Genomic DNA, 17,302 nt, shown 5'->3' with positions numbered 1-17,302 from the left:
GAGCATGAGCCAGGCGGCGCAGAATCTGAACTGGTTGATCACCAACTTCGTGGACAACACCCCCGGGGTGTCGCACACGGTGGTGGTCTCCGCCGACGGACTCCTGCTGGCGATGTCCGAGGGCTTCCCCCGTGACCGCGCCGACCAGCTGGCGGCCGTCGCCTCCGGACTGACCTCGCTGACCGCGGGCGCGTCCCGGATCTTCGAGGGCGGTGCGGTCAACCAGACCGTGGTGGAGATGGAGCGCGGCTTCCTCTTCATCATGTCGATCTCGGACGGCTCCTCGCTGGCCGTGCTCGCCCACCCGGAGGCCGACATCGGTCTCGTGGGCTACGAGATGGCCCTTCTCGTGGACCGCGCGGGCACGGTACTGACTCCTGACCTCCGGGCGGAGCTTCAGGGAAGTCTTCTCAACTAACAGACAGACAGTGCGTTTCGCGCCACCGCACCGTAGGGTGCGGTGGCGCGGTTCCACGGGACATGGACCGCGAGGCAGTCGAGGAGGAGAACGTGGGAACACCACCGGGCGCAAGCCCCTACAACGGTTATGACGCGCACCAGGCGCCGATCGGCGACCCGGCGCAGAACCGGTTCAACTTTCCCTCCGCACCCAGCAGACAGGGCGCGTCGCAGCCCTACCGGCAGCCTCAGGGACCGTCCGCGGCCGCGCACGGCGCCTCGCGCGCTCCGTCCGCCGCCGGTTCGAGTTCCTCGGGCGGCTCAGGCGGGCACAACCCGCTGGTGCGTCCGTACGCGATGACCGGCGGCCGGACCCGGCCGCGCTACCAGCTCGCCATCGAGGCGCTGGTCAGCACGACGGCCGAACCGTCCCGGCTGCAGGGGCAGTTGCCCGAGCACCAGCGGATCTGCCGGCTGTGCTTCGAGATCAAGTCGGTCGCGGAGATCTCGGCCCTTCTCTCCATCCCCCTCGGCGTCGCCCGAATCCTCGTCGCCGACCTGGCCGAGGCCGGACTCGTCGCCATCCACCAGCCGGGCGGCGACGCAGCCGCCGGCGGCCAGCCAGACGTGACACTGCTCGAAAGGGTGCTCAGTGGACTTCGCAAGCTCTAGCGGCGGCGCGGCCCGTTCAACCACCAGCGCGAAGATCGTGGTGGCGGGTGGCTTCGGCGTGGGCAAGACCACGTTCGTCGGCGCCGTCTCTGAGATCAACCCGCTGCGTACCGAAGCCGTCATGACCTCCGCCTCCGCGGGCATCGACGACCTCACGCACACCGGCGACAAGACGACGACGACCGTCGCCATGGACTTCGGCCGCATCACCCTGGACCAGGACCTGATCCTGTACCTGTTCGGCACCCCCGGACAGGACCGCTTCTGGTTCATGTGGGACGACCTGGTCCGTGGTGCCATCGGCGCCGTCGTCCTCGTCGACACCCGCCGTCTCGCCGACTGCTTCCCGGCGGTCGACTACTTCGAGAACTCGGGTCTGCCCTTCGTCATCGCCCTCAACGGCTTCGACGGTGCCCAGCCGTACCAGCCGGAGGAGGTCCGCGAGGCCCTCCAGATCGGCCCCGACACCCCCATCATCACCACCGACGCCCGCCACCGCGCGGACGCCAAGAGCGCCCTCATCACGCTCGTCGAGCACGCGCTCATGGCACGCCTGCGGTAGTCCCCGCCCGGGTCGGACGTGACGAAAGGCCCCGCGCCGGAAGGTGCGGGGCCTTCGTGCCGGGCCCACCACGCGTACGGGAAGGGCCCCGCACCGATCGGTGCGGGGCCCTTCCCGTACGGCGGGACTCAGCGCCAGCTGTGCGGGGCGCGGAAGCCGTGCTCGCGCTCCAGGCGGCGCCAGCCGGCCGTGGTGCGCGCCTGGTGGTCCGTCTGCTCGGGCGTGGCGGCCGCACGGGCGAGCAGCACCGCCGTGATGGCGGCGAGCTCCTCGGGGTCGGCGTGGCCCTTCTCGACGCGGAGAAGGTTGGCAGGGGTGCTCACGTGGATGACTCCTCTTACTGAGGCGGGTTGCCGTGCTTGCGGGACGGCAGGTCGGCGTGCTTGGTGCGGAGCATCGCGAGGGACCTGATGAGCACCTGGCGGGTCTCGGCGGGGTCGATGACGTCGTCGACCAGGCCACGCTCCGCCGCGTAGTACGGGTGCATCAGCTCCGCCTTGTACTCCTTGACCATGCGGGCACGCATGGCCTCGGAGTCCTCGGCCTCCGCGATCTGCTTGCGGAAGATCACGTTGGCGGCGCCCTCGGCGCCCATGACGGCGATCTCGTTGGTGGGCCAGGCGTACGTCAGGTCGGCGCCGATGGACTGGGAGTCCATGACGATGTACGCGCCGCCGTACGCCTTGCGCAGGATCAGGGAGATCCGGGGCACGGTCGCGTTGCAGTACGCGTAGAGCAGCTTGGCGCCGTGCCTGATGATTCCACCGTGCTCCTGGTCGACGCCCGGCAGGAAGCCGGGTACGTCCAGAAGAGTGATGATCGGGATGTTGAAGGCGTCGCACATCTGCACGAAGCGGGCGGCCTTCTCGGAGGCCTCGATGTCGAGGACACCGGCCAGCGTCTGGGGCTGGTTGGCGACGATGCCGACGACCTGGCCGTCGAGCCGGGCGAGGGCGCAGATGATGTTGCGGGCCCAGCGCTCGTGGATCTCCAGGTAGTCGCCGTCGTCGACGAGCTCCTCGATGACCTTGTGCATGTCGTACGGGCGGTTGCCGTCGGCGGGCACCAGGTCGAGGAGGATCTCGGAGCGGCGGTCCGCCGGGTCCTCGGAGGCGACGGTCGGCGGGTTCTCGCGGTTGTTCTGCGGGAGCATCGACAGGAGGTAGCGGACCTCCGCGATGCAGGTCTCCTCGTCGTCGTACGCGAAGTGGGAGACGCCGGAGACGCCCGCGTGGACGTCGGCGCCGCCGAGTCCGTTCTGGGTGATCTCCTCGCCGGTGACCGCCTTGACGACGTCCGGGCCCGTGATGAACATCTGCGAGGTCTCGCGGACCATGAAGACGAAGTCGGTGAGGGCGGGGCTGTAGGCCGCGCCGCCGGCGCACGGGCCGAGCATCACGGAGATCTGCGGGATGACACCCGAGGCACGGGTGTTGCGCTGGAAGATGCCCCCGTAGCCGGCGAGCGCCGAGACGCCCTCCTGGATACGGGCGCCGGCGCCGTCGTTCAGGGACACCAGCGGAGCACCGGCCGCGATGGCCATGTCCATGATCTTGTGGATCTTCGTCGCGTGCGCCTCGCCGAGCGCACCGCCGAAGATCCGGAAGTCGTGCGCGTAGACGAAGACCGTGCGGCCCTCCACCGTGCCCCAGCCGGTGATCACACCGTCGGTGTACGGCTTCTTCGCCTCCAGGCCGAAGCCCTGCGCACGATGCCGGCGCAGCTGCTCCACCTCGCTGAACGAACCAGGATCGAGCAGCAGCTCGATGCGCTCGCGGGCCGTCAGCTTGCCCTTGGCGTGCTGAGCCTCGGTCGCCCGGTCACTCGGGCCGCGGAGAGCCTGCTCGCGCAGGACGTGCAGCTCGGCCACACGGCCACGGGCGTCAGCGGGCTCGCTCGGGATCTGGTCCACAACGGTCATGTACCGACCCTACGAACTCGAACAAGAAAACCCCGCCGTCCACTCCGAACAGTCTCCCGTGTCGAATCCTGGTGAGGCTGGACAGAACCTGCGCCTGTCCAGCCCGAGTCAACAGCCCAGCCCCCCTCGTGTTTGTAGGGGTCCGACATAGACCTAGATCAGGACCTCGCAACGGTGAGTGGCTCCGCCGGTGCCGGGCGTGATCCGGAGCCGCAGCGAGCGGCCGGCGCCGAGCACCTCCACCGAGGGGTCGTGGGAGAGGACCTGGCGGACCGGGCCGTCCCAGAGCAGCTCGAGCGGCTGCCCGGTGCGGAGCGGTTCGGAGACCCTCAGATCGAGCACGGAGCGGCGGCGCCGGACCAGGACGCTCGCCGGCGCGGTGGCCGTGAGGGGACCCACCGTACCGGCCTGCCAGAGGTTCGCGGCGGTGAGGCCGAGGGACGGGACGGCGACCGCCTGGGCCTCGGAGCCGTTGTCGAGTACGCGCAGCCAGCCGGGGTCGGCGGCGCGGGCCGCGAGCGTACGCCGGGAGGCTCCCGGCATCAGGAGGTACGCGTACGAGGCGGCGACCGGGTCCGTGCCGTGGTCGAGCCAGAGGGTCTGGTAGCGGCGGGTACGGCGCTCGGTGGAGCTGGTGGTGTTGATGTCGCTCCAGGCGCCGGTGCGGTCCTCTCGGAGCGTCCGGAGCTCTCCGGTCCCGCCGGGGAAGACCCAGCCGCCGTGGCCCTCCAGGTGCGCCCAGCCGTCGCCGGTGGTGAAGGCCTGGGTGCCGGACTCCCCGAGGAGGCGGTTGTCCACGACCGTCTCGACGGGCACGCCGTCGGTCGCGGTGATCCCGGCGCCCAGGCAGATGACCGCGTCCGCCGCGCAGAACCACGACTTGCGGGCCTCCAGGGTGGAGCCGAGGCCCTTCAGGTGCTGTCCGACGGCCGCGTACTCCCCGTCGGTGGCCCCGCCGACCCAGCGCACGGCCGGCTTGGGCGCGCCCCACTCGCCGCCCGCCCGGTCGGCGAGGCGCCGGGTGGAGACGGTGGTGCCGGGGAGGCGGTAGGGGTCGACGGTGGGCCAGAACCAGTCGGTGTACTGGTCGCCGAGCTCCGGGGTCCACCAGGAGAGCATTCCGGCGCCGGTGTGCCAGCCGCGGGGGTTCTCGCCGTTGCCGCATTCGTAGTACGAGATCCGGTTCGAGGCCATGGCGATGTTGGCGGCCCAGCCGGGGCGGCGGTGCACGGCCCGGTCCATGGCGGCGAAGAGCCGGTGCCCGGTCGGCTCGGGGGCGGCGGGGACGGGGGCGGCGGCCACGGCGTGCAGCCGTGCGAGGTCGGCGACGCCGAACTGGCGGGCGGCCAGGACCGGGGAGACGGTGTCGCGCTCGATCCAGCCCTTCACGCGCGCGTGCCAGCGGTCCCGCTCGGCCGGGGAGGCGCCGCCCGCGAGGAGGGCGATGGCGGCGATGACGCCCTGGCCGTGGAAGTGGTCGGAGCGCATGATCCGGCGGTCGTCGTTCCTGAGGTATCCACGGCTGATGGCACGGCCGTTGACGCTGTCCATCATGAGGCCGTCGTAGATGAGGGGCGCGTAGGCCTTCTCGACGCTGTCGAGGACGATCTGCCGGTTCGGGTCGGTGACGGCCCAGCTGGATCCCGCGAGGAGGGTGAAGAGCCGGCCGAGGCCGTCGAGCATGACCTGTCCGTAGGTGCCGGAGTAGGCGACCCAGGTGTGCTGGACGAAGGAGCCGTCGGCGTAGAGGCCGTCGCCCTTGGTGACGTACGGGAAGACGGGCGAGAGGGCGTCGCGGGCGAGGGCGACCTTGGCGGGGTTCGCGCCGAGGACTCCGCGCAGGGCGACCGAGCGGCACAGGTCGACGCGGTTGGCGCCGGTGGAGGTGCCGGTGTAGTTCATGAGCACCGAGTCGGGGACGAAGTGGTCGACGGCGGCGCAGGCGGCGGCGATCCGCTCGGCGCCGAGGTGCGGGTGGAGCGCGGCCACGATGTCCATGAGGAGGCGCGGGCTGCCGATCTGCCACTCCCACCAGTTGCCGTAGCGCGGGGCGCCGGCCCGGTAGACACCGGCGGAGAGGTGGTCGAGGCCGCGCAGGACGTCGGCGAGCAGTCCCGGGTCGCCGGTGAGGCCGGTGCCGGGCTGTGCGTACGCCTGGGTCATGGTCCAGAGGCGGCTGTAGCTCTGGGAGATGCCGGCCGGCGGGTCGAAGGGGGCGTCGGGCCAGAGGGAGCCGGCGGCGGGGGCCATGGCGGAGCGGAAGGCACGCGCGAGCGTGCCCGTCTCGGCGAGCCGTGAGGCGTAGGGCTCGGCCCCGGCGTCGAAGCCGGAGCCGAGCTGGAGGTCGAGCCAGCGGAGCCGCAGGGCCTCGAACTCGGTGGCCGTACCGGCGGCGTGGGCGGCGGGCAGCGGCAGCGCGAGGGCGGCGGCTGTGGCGCTCGCGGTGGTGAGGAAGGTGCGGCGGGACCAGCGGGACAGGGACACGGGAGCCTCCCGGGGGAAGTGGTGGAGACCGGTGGCGCCTGGTGTAACACCGTGGTTCCGACGCAATCAATGAGCACGGCAGCACACGGGGAAGCGCTTTCCCCCGTGTGCTGCCGACTGCCCTGCCCGTGCGGGGTCAGCTTCCGCAGTGGAGGCGCGCGTCGCCCCAGTCCGCGTGGTCGTTGCCGTTGCCGTCGCCGCCGTCGGCGACCACCAGGTCGACGTAGGAGGCGCCGGTGACGTCGGCGGTGAGCGGCCAGGCGGGGTCCGTGGCCTTGAGCACCGGGGACTTCACCTTCTCGGCGCCGTCCGCGAGGACGCTGAACTGAACGGTGCCCCGGGTGGTCTGGACGTCGTCCACGCCGACCTGGGCGGTGAGGGAGGTGCAGCGCCCGCCGAGGTAGTAGCGGATCTTCGCCGGGGCGTGGCTGCCCAGGCCCTTGGCGTACGTCACTCCCCCGATCCGCAGCGGGGAGCCGTCGCCGGTGCCGGTCTCGCCGTTGGAGAGGTCGCGCTCGACGGGTCCCCAGCCGTTGGTGGCCGAGGTCCAGTCCAGGTCACTGGCCCAGCTGTCGGCGGTGGGCGGCGGGGGCAGGGTGCGGGCGGTGGTGGCGGCGGTGAGCCTCCGCTCCTCTCCCCCGAGGGCGTAGGTGAGGGTGGCGCCGAGCGGGTACGGCCGGTAGGCCGCGTCGACCGGCGGGGTGACCTGCCAGGTGGCGGTGGCCTTCCCGCCCGCCGCGACGGTGCCGAGGGCGACGGGCGCGGACGGTTCGGCGGTCCAGCCCTCGGGGAGGGCGAGGACGGCCCGGGCGCCGGTGACGCCGGTGGTCTCGTCGTTGCCGAAGGTGGCCGTGACCTGGTTCGGGCGGCCGGGCTCCAGGGTGTCGGGCGCGGTGACGGTGAGCGTGCCGCAGGCGGCGCGCTCGGCGGCCGGGCCGAGGTCGGTGACGGTGAAGTCGTCGAGGACGAAGTCGGCGCCGTCGGGGGCGTCGGCGCGCTTGCGCAGACCGGTCCAGGTGTCTCCGCAGCCGGCGGTGACGGTCTCCGTGAAGCGGCCGCTGGTCCTCTGCTGTCCGATGGGGGTGCGGCGGGTCTCCACGGAGGTGCCGTTCGCGCGGTCGTAGCCGGTGATCCACTCGTACGCGCCCGCGTGGCTGGACTGGTACGTGTACTCCACGCGGTAGCCGTGGCCGTCCTTCATGGGGACGGTCCAGGGCGCGGTGCGGTAGACGAGGCCGGTGTTCTCGTCGTGGGACTTGAGGGACTCGGCACCGCCGATGACGTCGTCGATCAGCTTCCCGTTCCAGCCGGCCTGGGTGTACGGGGCGTGCAGCTGGGCGATGTGGGTGCGGGGGTCGGTCGTACCGCCGGAGTCGCCCTTGAGGAAGGGGCCCCAGCCCTGGTCGACGGCCTCGAAGTCCTCGTACACCAGGGTTCCGTCCTTGGTGGCGGGGTCGTTGGCGACGATCCGGACGTCGTCGATCCGGACGGTGGCGGCGCTGCCGCTCGCGGCCTGGATCCTGAGCGGGGTGGTGCCGCCCGCCGGTGCGGTGAAGGTGACCTTGGCGCGCTGGAAGCGGGTGCCGTTCCAGTCGGATGCGGCGACCCGGTCCTGGAGGACGGAGCGTGCGACGGTGACGGACCGGCCGCCGACGGAGAGGGTGGTGGGCCGGGTCTCGCCGGCCTGGACCTCGATCAGGGCGGAGGCGGTGTACCGCTCGCCGGGGGTGAGTCCGGTGATCCCCTGGCGGAGCGAGGCGGTGGCGGTGCCGGAGAGCTTCGCGCTGTTGCGGCCCTGGGCGTCGGTGTCACGGATGACGGTTCCGGCCTTGGTCCAGGCGGTGAGCTTCGCGTCGTTGAAGCCGGGGTCCTTCACCGGGGTGCCCTGGCCCCACTTGGGGGCGCGCTGTTCGGGCGCGCGGTCGGGGTACAGGACGTACGGCTGCCCGGCGGCGGCGTCGAGGGTGATGCGGCCGTCGGCGGGCTTGACGGTGGCGGCCTGCACGCGCCCGTTGTCGGTGAGCTTGTACACGGTGTACGAGCCGGTACCGGCCGGGACCTCCCAACTGGTCGTGCCGCCCGTCTTGTTGTAGTGGTAGAGCTTCCTGCCGCCGTCCCAGGGGAGCAGGTAGGTGTCGCCGTCGAGGACCTTGCGGCCGTTGTCGTGGAAGGTGCGGCGGCCGTTCTCCACGGTGCCGCGGACCCCGCCGGTGAAGGTGAGGTCGTTGCCGTTCCAGCGGGTGATCTTCTGCTGCTGGAGGTACTTGGCGGGCAGGTTCCGCTGCCAGATGTTGGCGGTGAAGTCGTTCCAGTCGGTCTCGCCGGTCCAGCCCTCGAAGTCGACGAGCGCGGTCTGGCCGAGGACCGGGTGGTTGTTCCAGATGTCCTTCTCGCCGTTGCGGATGAAGCGGATGATCTGCGAGTTGAGGCCCTTGTTGGTGGCGCCGCCGTAGTCGAGGTCGTTGGCCCAGTGGGACCAGAGGGAGGACCGCTCGAACTTCTCGGACCACTCGGTGGCGACGTTCCAGCCCTGTGCCTGGACGGCTCGCATCGTCTCGTCGGCGATCCAGCCGTGGGTGTAGTAGACGTCGATGTAGAGCGCGGAGAGGTTCGGGTCGGTCTCGTCGCGGAGCTGCTGGAAGCGGCGGGCGAGGTCGCCGCTGTTGATGTCGCGGCGCTGGTCGATGTAGTAGCTCTGGTTGAGCCAGTTCCAGCCCGGCTTCGTCTTGTCGACGAGGGTCTCGCTGAAGTTCTTCGCCTCGGGGTACGACTCGGTGGCGTTGACGTGGACGCCGAAGTCGGCGCCCCACTCCCCGCCCTCCTTGAGAAGGACGTTGAGGTCGGCGAGGCCGCCGGCCCGCTTGTTGTAGTTCCCGCCGTAGTCGGGGTGCGCGGAGTCGTGGCCCTCGGAGCCGTACCCCTTGAGCAGCGCGAACTGGCCGAGTCCGTCGGTGGCGAGCGAGATCCGCTTGACGTCGTCGAGGGTGCGCAGGAAGGGGTGGGTGGCCTGGGAGGCGAAGTTGAACGGGATGTGGGCGACGACCCGGCCGGGGGTCTCGTCGCTGCCGGGGGCCTTGATCCCGATCGTCCGGAAGGCGACGGCGCCGTCCTGCCAGTCGGTGGCGCCGTCGGCGTTGGCGTCGGGGGTGACGACGACCTTGGCCCACGGGAGGGCGTCACCGCTCGCGGGCTTCGGCGCGCCTTCGCCGCGGTAGGTCCACTGCCCTGACCAGACGCCGACACGGGTCTCGGTGCCGGTCCTGCGGGCCTGGTGCCAGAAGCGGGCGCCGTCGCGGGCGGACGCCCCCGAGGGCTTGTCGTAGCTGGAGTTGGACTCGACGGCGGCGGCGAGCCGGCCGGTGTTCACGAGGGCGTAGGTCGCGCCCACCGGGTTCGGCTCGGCGGCGGTCGCGTCGGTGACCCGCGCGAAGACGTCGGCGGTACGGGTGGAGTCCGGGTCGAGCCGGGTGAAGGCGGTCGCGGCGCCGGGGTCGGAGGAGCTGACGGAGACCAGGTCGTGGCCGGGTATGTCGATCGTGCCGACGCGGAAGCCCTCGGTGTCGCGGACGGCGGTCACCCGGAAGGTGGTGGTCCGCCCGTCGACGCCGAGGCTCGCGTCGATCTCGACGCCGGGCAGGTCGGGGAAGGTGAGGGTGTACGCGGCGGAGGAGGCGGTCAGGACGGGGGCGCCCTTGGCCTGGACGGCGCGGGGGGTGCCGTTGAGGACGACCCGCGTGACCGGGGCCGTACTGCCGAGGAGGCGGGCGCCGCTCGCGCGGTCGGTGTACGCGAGGACGCGGGGGAAGTCCTCGGCGACGGCGACGGCGAGCTGCGGGGAGGTGATGAGCCGGTCTTCCGCGGCGAGGGCGTCCGCCGTCGTGGCGGCGGTGTCCGATGCCGTGGCCGGGGTGGCTTCGGCGGGGGCGGGGCCGGCCAGGGCGAACACGGCGGATGAAGCGACGGCGAGCGCGCAGGCCGCACGGATTCTTCGCGAATGGGGGAGGGACATGCGCACTAGTTGGCCCCTCCCCGGCGGCACCGTCAACGAGATGGCGCCGCGCGGGCCCCTCCAGTCCAAGAACCCCCTTCGGTTAGTCCAAGTGACCACCGGAGGGGGCTCTTTCGGGGACGCGCGAGCGGTCAGCAGCCGCCGCAGTTGTAGAAGGTCACGTCCCAGTGGTTGCCCTCGTCGGCGTAGATGTTGCCCGCGCCGGACTTCCACTGCGGGGCGCCGTCACCGCGTACGCCGATGTAGGTGAAGGTGTTCCTGATGTAGTTCCCGACGCAGGTGTACTTGCTGAAGTCGAGCTTGTAGCCGTTCCAGTGGGAGTACGTGCCGCTCGCGTGCCCGGTCTCGGTGCCGCCGGTGATGTTGAGGGCGCAGCCGCTGGCGCTCTTGAGGGTCTGGGCGCCCTGGGCGGAGGCGAGGTTGAGCTGCTCGAAGGACGTGCACGTGGAGTTGTAGCGGTCGGAGCAGCCGCCGGACGAGGACCAGGTGATGCCGGAGTTCCGGAACATCGAGGTCGCGGTGGAGTGGCTGATCTTGGTGACCGCGTGCGCCTCGCTCGCGGCGGTGAGGACGCCGACGCCGGGTGCGAAGAGCGCGCCGAGGACGAGGGCGAGGGACGTGAGGACGGAGCGGAGCTTCATGGGGATTGCCTCCTGCTGGTGACCGTGGCGGTGGGGGGTGGCCTTGGGATGCAGGTGGTTCTTGTGCTCGTCTCGCACGGGGATGATGCCGCAGTTCTACGCGCGTCCGCCAGAGGGCGTCGGGGTCCGTGTGACGCCGTGCGGGTGAACATCCCGGAGACACTCCTCCAGAGATGTTGAATGTTGAACGGAATGGAGTTAGAGTCGTTCTCGTTGAAGCTTCAACAAACACCGACAAGGAGCATGTCATGGGCCTCTTCAACCGCAAGAACAACGAGTCCGCCGTCGCCACCGCCACCCTCCCCGTCGACCCGGCCCTGGCCGCGCTGACCGGCGACTACACCATCGACCCGGCGCACAGCAGCATCGGCTTCACCGTCCGCCACGCCATGGTCACCAACGTGCGCGGCAGCTTCGCCGAGCACGAGGGCGTCCTGAAGCTGGACGGCTCGGACCCGGCAGGCTCCGCCGCCTCGATCGACGTCAAGATCGCCTCCATCGACACGGGCATCGCCGACCGCGACGGCCACCTCCGCAGCGCCGACTTCTTCGACGTCGAGCAGTTCCCGCTGATGAGCTTCCGCTCCACGTCGGCCGAGCAGCTGGGCGGCGACCTGTACCGGATCACCGGTGACCTGACCATCAAGGACGTCACCAAGCCGCTCTCCATCGACCTGGAGTTCAACGGCGCGGCGACGGACGTCTACGGCAACGAGCGCGTCGGCTTCGAGGGCTCCGCCGAGATCCTGCGCTCCGCGTGGGGCCTGACCTGGAACGCGGCCCTGGAGACCGGCGGTGTCATGGTCAGCGACAAGGTCAAGCTGAACTTCGACATCTCCGCGATCAAGAACGCCGCCTGACCCTGATCCTCCTCCGGGTCCTCCCCCCCCGGGACGACACACGAGCGCGCCCGCCCTCCGCGACAGCGGAAGGCGGGCGCTCGGCGTTTCCGACGACCTTTTCAGAGGCTGAGCGCCGCCCCGACGACCGCCGGGATCAGGCGGTGGTTCTCGGCGGCGCCCGGGCCCGCCATGAAGCCGAAGCGGCGGCGGGTGTAGCTGTACGCGAGGCCGGTCGCCGGGTCGGCGAAGGCCTGGGAGCCGGGGGCGCCGCTGTGGCCGACGGCGAGCGGGCTCAGGGAGGGGTGGCGGGTGGCCATCGGGACGAAGCCGAGGGCGAAGGCGTTCTCCGCGCCCGTCACGAGGTCGGTGCCCCGGGAGTGGATCCGGGCGAACTCCGCCAGCGTGTCCGGCTTCAGGAGCGGGGCGCGCCCGTCGAGCTCGCCGGCGATCGCCGCGTACATCCGGGAGAGGCCGCGCGCGGAGCCGATGCCGCCGCCGGAGAGCGGGGCCCGCTCCCGGACCGTACGGGAGTTCGCGTAGTCGAGGTCGTCGAACGGCGGGTCCGCGTGGAGGTTGAAGCCGATGGCCATGAGACTGTCCGGCGCGATCGGGTTCGCCGCGAGGAACGCCTGCTCCGCGGGCGTGGGCAGCATCGGCAGGGCCGTACGGAAGCGCGGCTCCAGCTCCTCGGGCAGCCCCAGGTAGTAGTCGAGCGCGTACGGGACCCGGACCCGCTCCTCGTACAGCTCCTGCGCCGTCCGGCCGGTGGCCCGCAGGACGACCTCGCCGACCAGGGCGCCGATCACGAGGGCGTGGTAGCCGTGGCCGGTGTCCGGCTCCCAGAACGGTCGCTGCCCGGCGAGCCGCGCGGCGACCCTCCGGTCGTCGGCGAGCTCGTCGAGGCTGAGGCCGCCGTCGGCTCCGATCACGCCGGAGCGGTGGGCGAGCAGCTGGCGCAGGGTGATCCCGCCCTTCCCCTCGGCGGCGAACTCGGGCCACCAGGAGGCGACGGTGCGGTCCAGGTCGAGGACGCCGTCCTGGACGAGGAGGGCGGCGACCAGGGCCATGGCGCCCTTGGACGAGGAGTAGAGACCGAGGAGCGAGTCCCCGTCGACTCCGTCGCCGCCCCACAGGTCCACGACGAGCCGGCCGTGGTGGTGGACGGCGAGCTGGGCCCCGCCGTCGCGCGCCTCGTTCGCCACGACGGTGGCGAACTCCTCGCGTACGGACTCGAATCCGGGTTCCACCGTGCCGTGGACGTCACTCATCGCGCTGCTCCCCCATCGTTCGCGTTCGCGTTCGGAGAGGAGAACGATCAGACACTCGTTTCCCTTCCCAACTCACCGAAGGACGCCTGAAACCGCTGGTCAACGCCTCTGTCAGTGGGTGCGACTAGCGTCGGTGCCATGGAATTCCGTATCGACAGCGGCGTGTTGACCGATGCCGTGGCCTGGGCCGCGCGCGTCCTGCCGGCCCGCTCCCCCATGCCCGTCCTCGGCGGCCTGCTCCTGGAGGCCGCGGACGGCCGACTGCGGGTCTCCGGCCTCGACCACGAGGCCTCCGCCCGCGTCGAGATCGAGGCCGACACGGACGTCGAGGGCCGGGCGCTGGTCCTCGGACGGCGACTGCTCGACATCTGCAAGGTGCTCCCCCGGGGCGGCACGGAGATCGCCGTGGAGGGCGCCCGCCTCTCCGTGACCTCCGGCGACGCCCGTTTCGGACTCTCCCTGCTGCCGCTCGACGACTACCCCGCCCCGCCGGCGCTGCCCGAGGTCCGCGGCCTGGTGGACGGGGACGCCTTCGCCGCCGCGGTCGGCCAGGTGGCGGTGGCGGCGGGCCGTGACGACTCGCTGCCCGTCCTGACCGGGATACGGCTCGCCCTGGACGGGACGACCATGACGCTCGCGGCCACCGACCGCTACCGCTACGCCGTCCGCACCCTGGAGTGGAAGCCGGAGGCGGAGACCCCCGCCGAGGACGCGGACGTGGTCGTCCCCGCCCGCCGCCTCACCGAGATCGCCCGTTCCCTCGCGGGCACCGGCCCGGCGCGGCTCGCCCTCGACGGCGGCTCGATCGGCTTCGAGAGCGCCGGTCTGCGCAGTACCACCCGACTGCTCGACGGGCGCCTGCCCCGCCACGACAAGCTCTTCGCCCTCGGCGACCACGCCCTCGCGGTCACCGAGCGGGCCCCGCTGACCGAGGCCGTCAAGCGGGTCGCGGTCGTCGCCGAGGGCGACAGCCCGGTCCAGCTCACCTTCACCCCCACCGGGATCCACCTCCAGGCGGGGTACGAGGACGACGTGGCCTCCCAGCGGCTCCCGTCCGTCCTCACGGGCACGGACACCCTGACGGTCGCCTTCAACCCGGGGTACCTCCTGGACGCCCTCGGCTCACTGGACTCCCCGGAGGTCCACTTCCACCTCCTGGGGCCCGGCCAGCGTGCTCTCCTCACCGACGGGCCGGTCGCGGCCCACCGTCATCTCCTGATGTCGGTGAAGCCGCTGGTCTGAGGAGCGCCGGGGGCGGCTCAGAAGCCGCCTCCGCCGTCGAACCCGCCGCCTCCGCCGAAGTCGCCGCCGCCGAAGCCGCCCGAGTCGCCGCCGAAGCCGCCCGATCCGAAGTCACCGCCGCCGAAGTCGCCTCCCGCGAAGTCGCCGCCGTCGAATTCGCCTCCGCCGTACTCCGCGGCGTAGGCCGGGGTGGCGAGCATCGAGCCGAGCAGCGTGCCCATCAGGAGGCCGGGGAGGATGCCGCCGCCGAAGTAGCCGCCGGCCCAGGGGCCGTAGGCGGGACCCGCCTCCCAGTACGGGCGGCGGACGCCGTCCGCGTCGACGGTGCGGGCCATCGGATCGAGGCCGTCGTCGAGGCGGGCCGCGTCGGCGGCGCAGACCGGGACCTGGCGGGCCGCGCCGCCGGCCGGGGTCCAGGTGCGGTCCTCGGCGGATGGCCCGTGGCGCGGGTCGAAGAAGCAGGGCGCGCGGCGCTCGGGCAGCGGCCGGGACTCACGGCGGGCGGCGAGGACGGCGAGGGAGTAGCGGCCGTCCTCAAGGGCCTGGGTGACGGCGCGGACGTCATGGGGGTGGGTTGCGGAGGCCATGAGGGACTTGGCCTTGTCGTACGAGTCGAGGGCGCGTTCGTAGTCGCCGCGCATGGCGTCGTCCGCGCCGGGCTCCGCGGGGTGGAAGTCGAGGCGCTCCAGCTCCTCGCCGAAGGCGGTGATGTCCTCGTCGACGACGACCCGCAGCTTGTCGAGGGCGGCGCGCTCCCCGGCCTCCTTGCGGAGCCGGTTGCGGCGGACGACCGCGTAGGCGCTCGCGCCTCCGGCGGCGACGACGGCGCCGAGGGTGATGAGTCCGCCCACGGGGACGCCGGAGTCGGTGCCGACGGAGCCCCAGGAGGCGGGGGCGGAGCCACGCAGGGCGGGCAGGGCCTGGTCGACGAAGTCGTTGAGTTCGGCGGCCGCTCCGGCACCGGGCTGACGTACCGATGCGGCGAGGTTCTGCGCGGCGGCGGGGGACATCACGGAGGGGTCGGAGCCCGCGTCGAGACGGTCACCGAGGCGCACCGCGTACAGGCCTGTGGCGCCGGTCTGGGCGCGCAGGTTGTCGAGGAGGCCGTTCGGCGGGAACTGGGCGGTGGCCGGCAGGACGGCCACGAAGAGCGGCTTGTCCGCGTCCTTGATCTTCTGGGCGAGGGCGTCCGCGTCGGCCTTGGAGAGCTGGTCGGCGGCGCCCGGGTCGACGTAGACCGGGCCCTGTCTCAGGGCGGCGGCCGCGTCGGGGATCCCCGTGGCCCTGGCGCCCGATGAGGGGGCCAGGGCCAGGAGCAGGAGCAGTATCAGCCCGGCGAGGGCCGACAGGAGGGAGAGCGGCCTGGTCCTCATGGTTCGACGCTACCCGCACTGGACCAAACGGAACATAGGTGGACTATTCGGTCGAAAAATTACGCCGAAAAACCATGCGCCGAGCCGCTCGGGAGGACTACTCGGACGGGTCGACCCCGGCCCTGAGCACGCCGTAGGTGAAGGCGTCCTCCAGTGCCTGCCAGGAGGCGGCGATCACGTTCTCGCCCACGCCGACCGTCGACCACTCTCCGTTGCCGTCGCTGGTGGTGATCAGGACGCGGGTCGTGGACTCGGTGCCGTGGCGGCCCTCCAGGATGCGGACCTTGTAGTCGACCAGCTCGAACTTGGCGAGCTGCGGGTAGATCCGCTCCAGGGCGATGCGCATCGCGCGGTCGAGCGCGTTGACGGGGCCGTTGCCCTCGGCGGTGGCGACGATCCGCTCGCCCTTGGCCCAGAGCTTGACCGTGGCCTCGTTGGCGTGGGTGCCGTCGGGGCGGTCCTCGACGATCGCGCGCCAGGACTCCGTACGGAAGTAGCGGCGGGCGCGGCCCTCGACCTCCTCGCGCAGGAGCAGCTCGAAGGAGGCGTCGGCGGCCTCGTACGTGTAGCCCTGGAGCTCGCGCTCCTTGACCCGCTCGACGACCCGGGCGACGAGCGCGCGGTCGTCGCCCAGGTCGACGCCGAGCTCCTTGCCCTTGAGCTCGATGGAGGCGCGGCCCGCCATGTCGGAGACGAGCATCCGCATGGTGTTGCCGACCAGCTCGGGGTCGATGTGCTGGTAGAGGTCGGGGTCCACCTTGATCGCGGAGGCGTGGAGTCCGGCCTTGTGGGCGAAGGCGGAGACGCCGACGTACGGCTGGTGGGTGGAGGGGGTGAGGTTGACGACCTCGGCGATGGCGTGCGAGATCCGGGTCATCTCGGCGAGGGCGCCGTCGGGCAGCACCTTCTTGCCGTACTTGAGCTCCAGGGCCGCGACCACGGGGAAGAGGTTGGCGTTGCCGACCCGCTCGCCGTAGCCGTTGGCGGTGCACTGGACGTGGGTGGCGCCCGCGTCGACGGCGGCGAGGGTGTTGGCGACGGCGCAGCCGGTGTCGTCCTGGGCGTGGATGCCGAGGCGGGCCCCGGTGTCGGCGAGGACGGTGGCGACGACGGCCTGGATCTGGGCGGGCAGCATGCCGCCGTTGGTGTCGCAGAGGATGACGACGTCGGCGCCGGCCTCGTGCGCGGCGCGGACGACGGCCTTGGCGTAGTCGGGGTTGGCCTTGTAGCCGTCGAAGAAGTGCTCGCAGTCGACGAAGACGCGGCGGCCCTGGGAGCGCAGATGGGCGACGGTGTCGCGGACCATCTCCAGGTTCTCGTCGAGGGTGGTGCGGAGCGCGAGCTCGACGTGCCGGTCGTGCGACTTGGCGACCAGGGTGATGACCGGGGCGCCGGAGTCCAGGAGGGCCTTGACCTGCGGGTCCTCGGCGGCGTCACCGCCCGCCCTGCGGGTGGCGCCGAAGGCCACGAGCTGCGCGTTCTTGAACGCGATCTCCTGGGTGGCGCGGGCGAAGAACTCCGTGTCGCGCGGATTGGCGCCGGGCCAGCCGCCCTCGATGAAGCCCACACCGAACTCGTCGAGGTGCCGGGCGATGGTCAGCTTGTCCGCGACGGTGAGGTTGATGCCTTCACGCTGCGCCCCGTCGCGCAGCGTCGTGTCGAAGACATGGAAGCTGTCGTCGAGGCGCGAGCTCTCGGCGTTCTCCGTGGTCATGACTGTGATGGCTCCTGTCGGATGTGGCTCCGGAAGGTCTGGATCCACTTGCCCCCATTCTCACGCGTCGTCCGCTTCCGGCATGGGTGGGGCCGAAAAACGAAAAAACCCCTCGCGGGTGCGAGAGGTCTGCGCGCGGGTCTGGGGCACGGTGTCCACTGCCGCGGGGTTTGTG

The 17,302-nt window shown here is 71.7% G+C and carries 13 protein-coding genes; 5 read left to right on the top strand and 8 right to left on the bottom strand.

Going from position 1 to position 17,302, the window contains the following annotated elements; translation table 11 throughout:
- Window positions 1–4 precede the first annotated feature (4 nt).
- The 3 genes from ACZ4VK_RS30575 to ACZ4VK_RS30565 all read left to right on the top strand — a co-directional run bounded on the left by ACZ4VK_RS30575 (window position 5) and on the right by ACZ4VK_RS30565 (window position 1,633).
- Window positions 5–418, top strand: coding sequence for a roadblock/LC7 domain-containing protein (locus tag ACZ4VK_RS30575; protein ID WP_026057603.1), 414 nt, complete (start codon window positions 5–7; stop codon window positions 416–418).
- Between the two features lie 92 nt (window positions 419–510).
- Complete coding sequence (locus tag ACZ4VK_RS30570) at window positions 511–1,071, top strand: DUF742 domain-containing protein (RefSeq protein WP_468359514.1); 561 nt, start codon at window positions 511–513, stop codon at window positions 1,069–1,071.
- Window positions 1,052–1,633, top strand: a complete 582-nt coding sequence (locus ACZ4VK_RS30565) for a GTP-binding protein (RefSeq protein WP_266897066.1) — start codon at window positions 1,052–1,054, stop codon at window positions 1,631–1,633. The genes ACZ4VK_RS30570 and ACZ4VK_RS30565 overlap by 20 nt, the downstream gene beginning before the upstream one ends.
- 128 nt (window positions 1,634–1,761) lie before the next feature.
- Here the strand turns inward: ACZ4VK_RS30565 and ACZ4VK_RS30560 are convergent, their stop codons facing one another.
- The 5 genes from ACZ4VK_RS30560 to ACZ4VK_RS30540 form a co-directional block, all read right to left on the bottom strand.
- Entirely contained in the window at window positions 1,762–1,956 is a 195-nt protein-coding gene (locus ACZ4VK_RS30560) for an acyl-CoA carboxylase subunit epsilon (RefSeq protein WP_468359125.1), read from the bottom strand.
- 14 nt (window positions 1,957–1,970) lie between these two features.
- Entirely contained in the window at window positions 1,971–3,554 is a 1,584-nt protein-coding gene (locus ACZ4VK_RS30555; RefSeq protein ID WP_468359122.1) for an acyl-CoA carboxylase subunit beta, read from the bottom strand.
- Between the two features lie 153 nt (window positions 3,555–3,707).
- A complete protein-coding gene (locus ACZ4VK_RS30550) occupies window positions 3,708–6,038 on the bottom strand; it encodes a polysaccharide lyase 8 family protein (RefSeq protein WP_468359119.1) in 2,331 nt (776 codons plus the stop codon).
- Between the two features lie 136 nt (window positions 6,039–6,174).
- On the bottom strand, window positions 6,175–10,047 hold the full coding sequence (locus ACZ4VK_RS30545) for an endo-alpha-N-acetylgalactosaminidase family protein (RefSeq protein WP_468359116.1): 3,873 nt from the start codon (window positions 10,045–10,047) through the stop codon (window positions 6,175–6,177).
- A gap of 131 nt (window positions 10,048–10,178) precedes the next feature.
- Window positions 10,179–10,688: a hypothetical protein gene (locus tag ACZ4VK_RS30540; RefSeq protein ID WP_468359114.1), complete on the bottom strand. Its 510-nt coding sequence runs from the start codon at window positions 10,686–10,688 to the stop codon at window positions 10,179–10,181.
- 248 nt (window positions 10,689–10,936) lie between these two features.
- Between ACZ4VK_RS30540 and ACZ4VK_RS30535 the strand changes: the two genes are divergently transcribed.
- Window positions 10,937–11,548: a YceI family protein gene (locus ACZ4VK_RS30535; RefSeq protein WP_468359111.1), complete on the top strand. Its 612-nt coding sequence runs from the start codon at window positions 10,937–10,939 to the stop codon at window positions 11,546–11,548.
- A 101-nt stretch (window positions 11,549–11,649) separates the two neighbouring features.
- Here ACZ4VK_RS30535 and ACZ4VK_RS30530 read toward each other — a convergent pair whose 3' ends face one another.
- Window positions 11,650–12,798 carry a serine hydrolase domain-containing protein gene (locus ACZ4VK_RS30530; protein WP_468359108.1) on the bottom strand — a complete coding sequence of 383 codons (1,149 nt, stop codon included), beginning with the start codon at window positions 12,796–12,798 and terminating at the stop codon, window positions 11,650–11,652.
- Between the two features lie 138 nt (window positions 12,799–12,936).
- Between ACZ4VK_RS30530 and dnaN the strand changes: the two genes are divergently transcribed.
- A complete protein-coding gene (dnaN, locus tag ACZ4VK_RS30525; RefSeq protein ID WP_468359105.1) occupies window positions 12,937–14,040 on the top strand; it encodes a DNA polymerase III subunit beta in 1,104 nt (367 codons plus the stop codon).
- A gap of 17 nt (window positions 14,041–14,057) precedes the next feature.
- Here dnaN and ACZ4VK_RS30520 read toward each other — a convergent pair whose 3' ends face one another.
- Both ACZ4VK_RS30520 and cimA read right to left on the bottom strand, forming a co-directional pair.
- Window positions 14,058–15,413 (bottom strand): hypothetical protein, encoded by a 1,356-nt coding sequence (locus tag ACZ4VK_RS30520; RefSeq protein ID WP_468359102.1) that lies wholly within the window; start codon window positions 15,411–15,413, stop codon window positions 14,058–14,060.
- Between the two features lie 97 nt (window positions 15,414–15,510).
- Window positions 15,511–17,127, bottom strand: a complete 1,617-nt coding sequence (gene cimA, locus ACZ4VK_RS30515; RefSeq protein ID WP_468359099.1) for a citramalate synthase — start codon at window positions 17,125–17,127, stop codon at window positions 15,511–15,513.
- Between the last annotated feature and the right edge of the window lie 175 nt (window positions 17,128–17,302).

The organism is Streptomyces sp. NPDC028711 (genome assembly GCF_055565415.1).
Note: the sequence above shows the minus strand (reverse complement) of the source record. Positions and strands in the feature narration are given on the sequence as shown.

Bases quoted from the DNA above. Each gene is read 5' to 3' on its own strand.
- ACZ4VK_RS30575 (WP_026057603.1), top strand. From the start codon at position 5: ATGAGCCAGGCGGCGCAGAATCTGAACTGGTTGATCACCAACTTCGTG.
- ACZ4VK_RS30555 (WP_468359122.1), bottom strand. From the start codon at position 3,554: ATGACCGTTGTGGACCAGATCCCGAGCGAGCCCGCTGACGCCCGTGGC.
- ACZ4VK_RS30545 (WP_468359116.1), bottom strand. From the start codon at position 10,047: ATGTCCCTCCCCCATTCGCGAAGAATCCGTGCGGCCTGCGCGCTCGCC.
- ACZ4VK_RS30540 (WP_468359114.1), bottom strand. From the start codon at position 10,688: ATGAAGCTCCGCTCCGTCCTCACGTCCCTCGCCCTCGTCCTCGGCGCG.
- ACZ4VK_RS30535 (WP_468359111.1), top strand. From the start codon at position 10,937: ATGGGCCTCTTCAACCGCAAGAACAACGAGTCCGCCGTCGCCACCGCC.
- ACZ4VK_RS30530 (WP_468359108.1), bottom strand. From the start codon at position 12,798: ATGAGTGACGTCCACGGCACGGTGGAACCCGGATTCGAGTCCGTACGC.
- dnaN (WP_468359105.1), top strand. From the start codon at position 12,937: ATGGAATTCCGTATCGACAGCGGCGTGTTGACCGATGCCGTGGCCTGG.
- ACZ4VK_RS30520 (WP_468359102.1), bottom strand. From the start codon at position 15,413: ATGAGGACCAGGCCGCTCTCCCTCCTGTCGGCCCTCGCCGGGCTGATA.
- cimA (WP_468359099.1), bottom strand. From the start codon at position 17,127: ATGACCACGGAGAACGCCGAGAGCTCGCGCCTCGACGACAGCTTCCAT.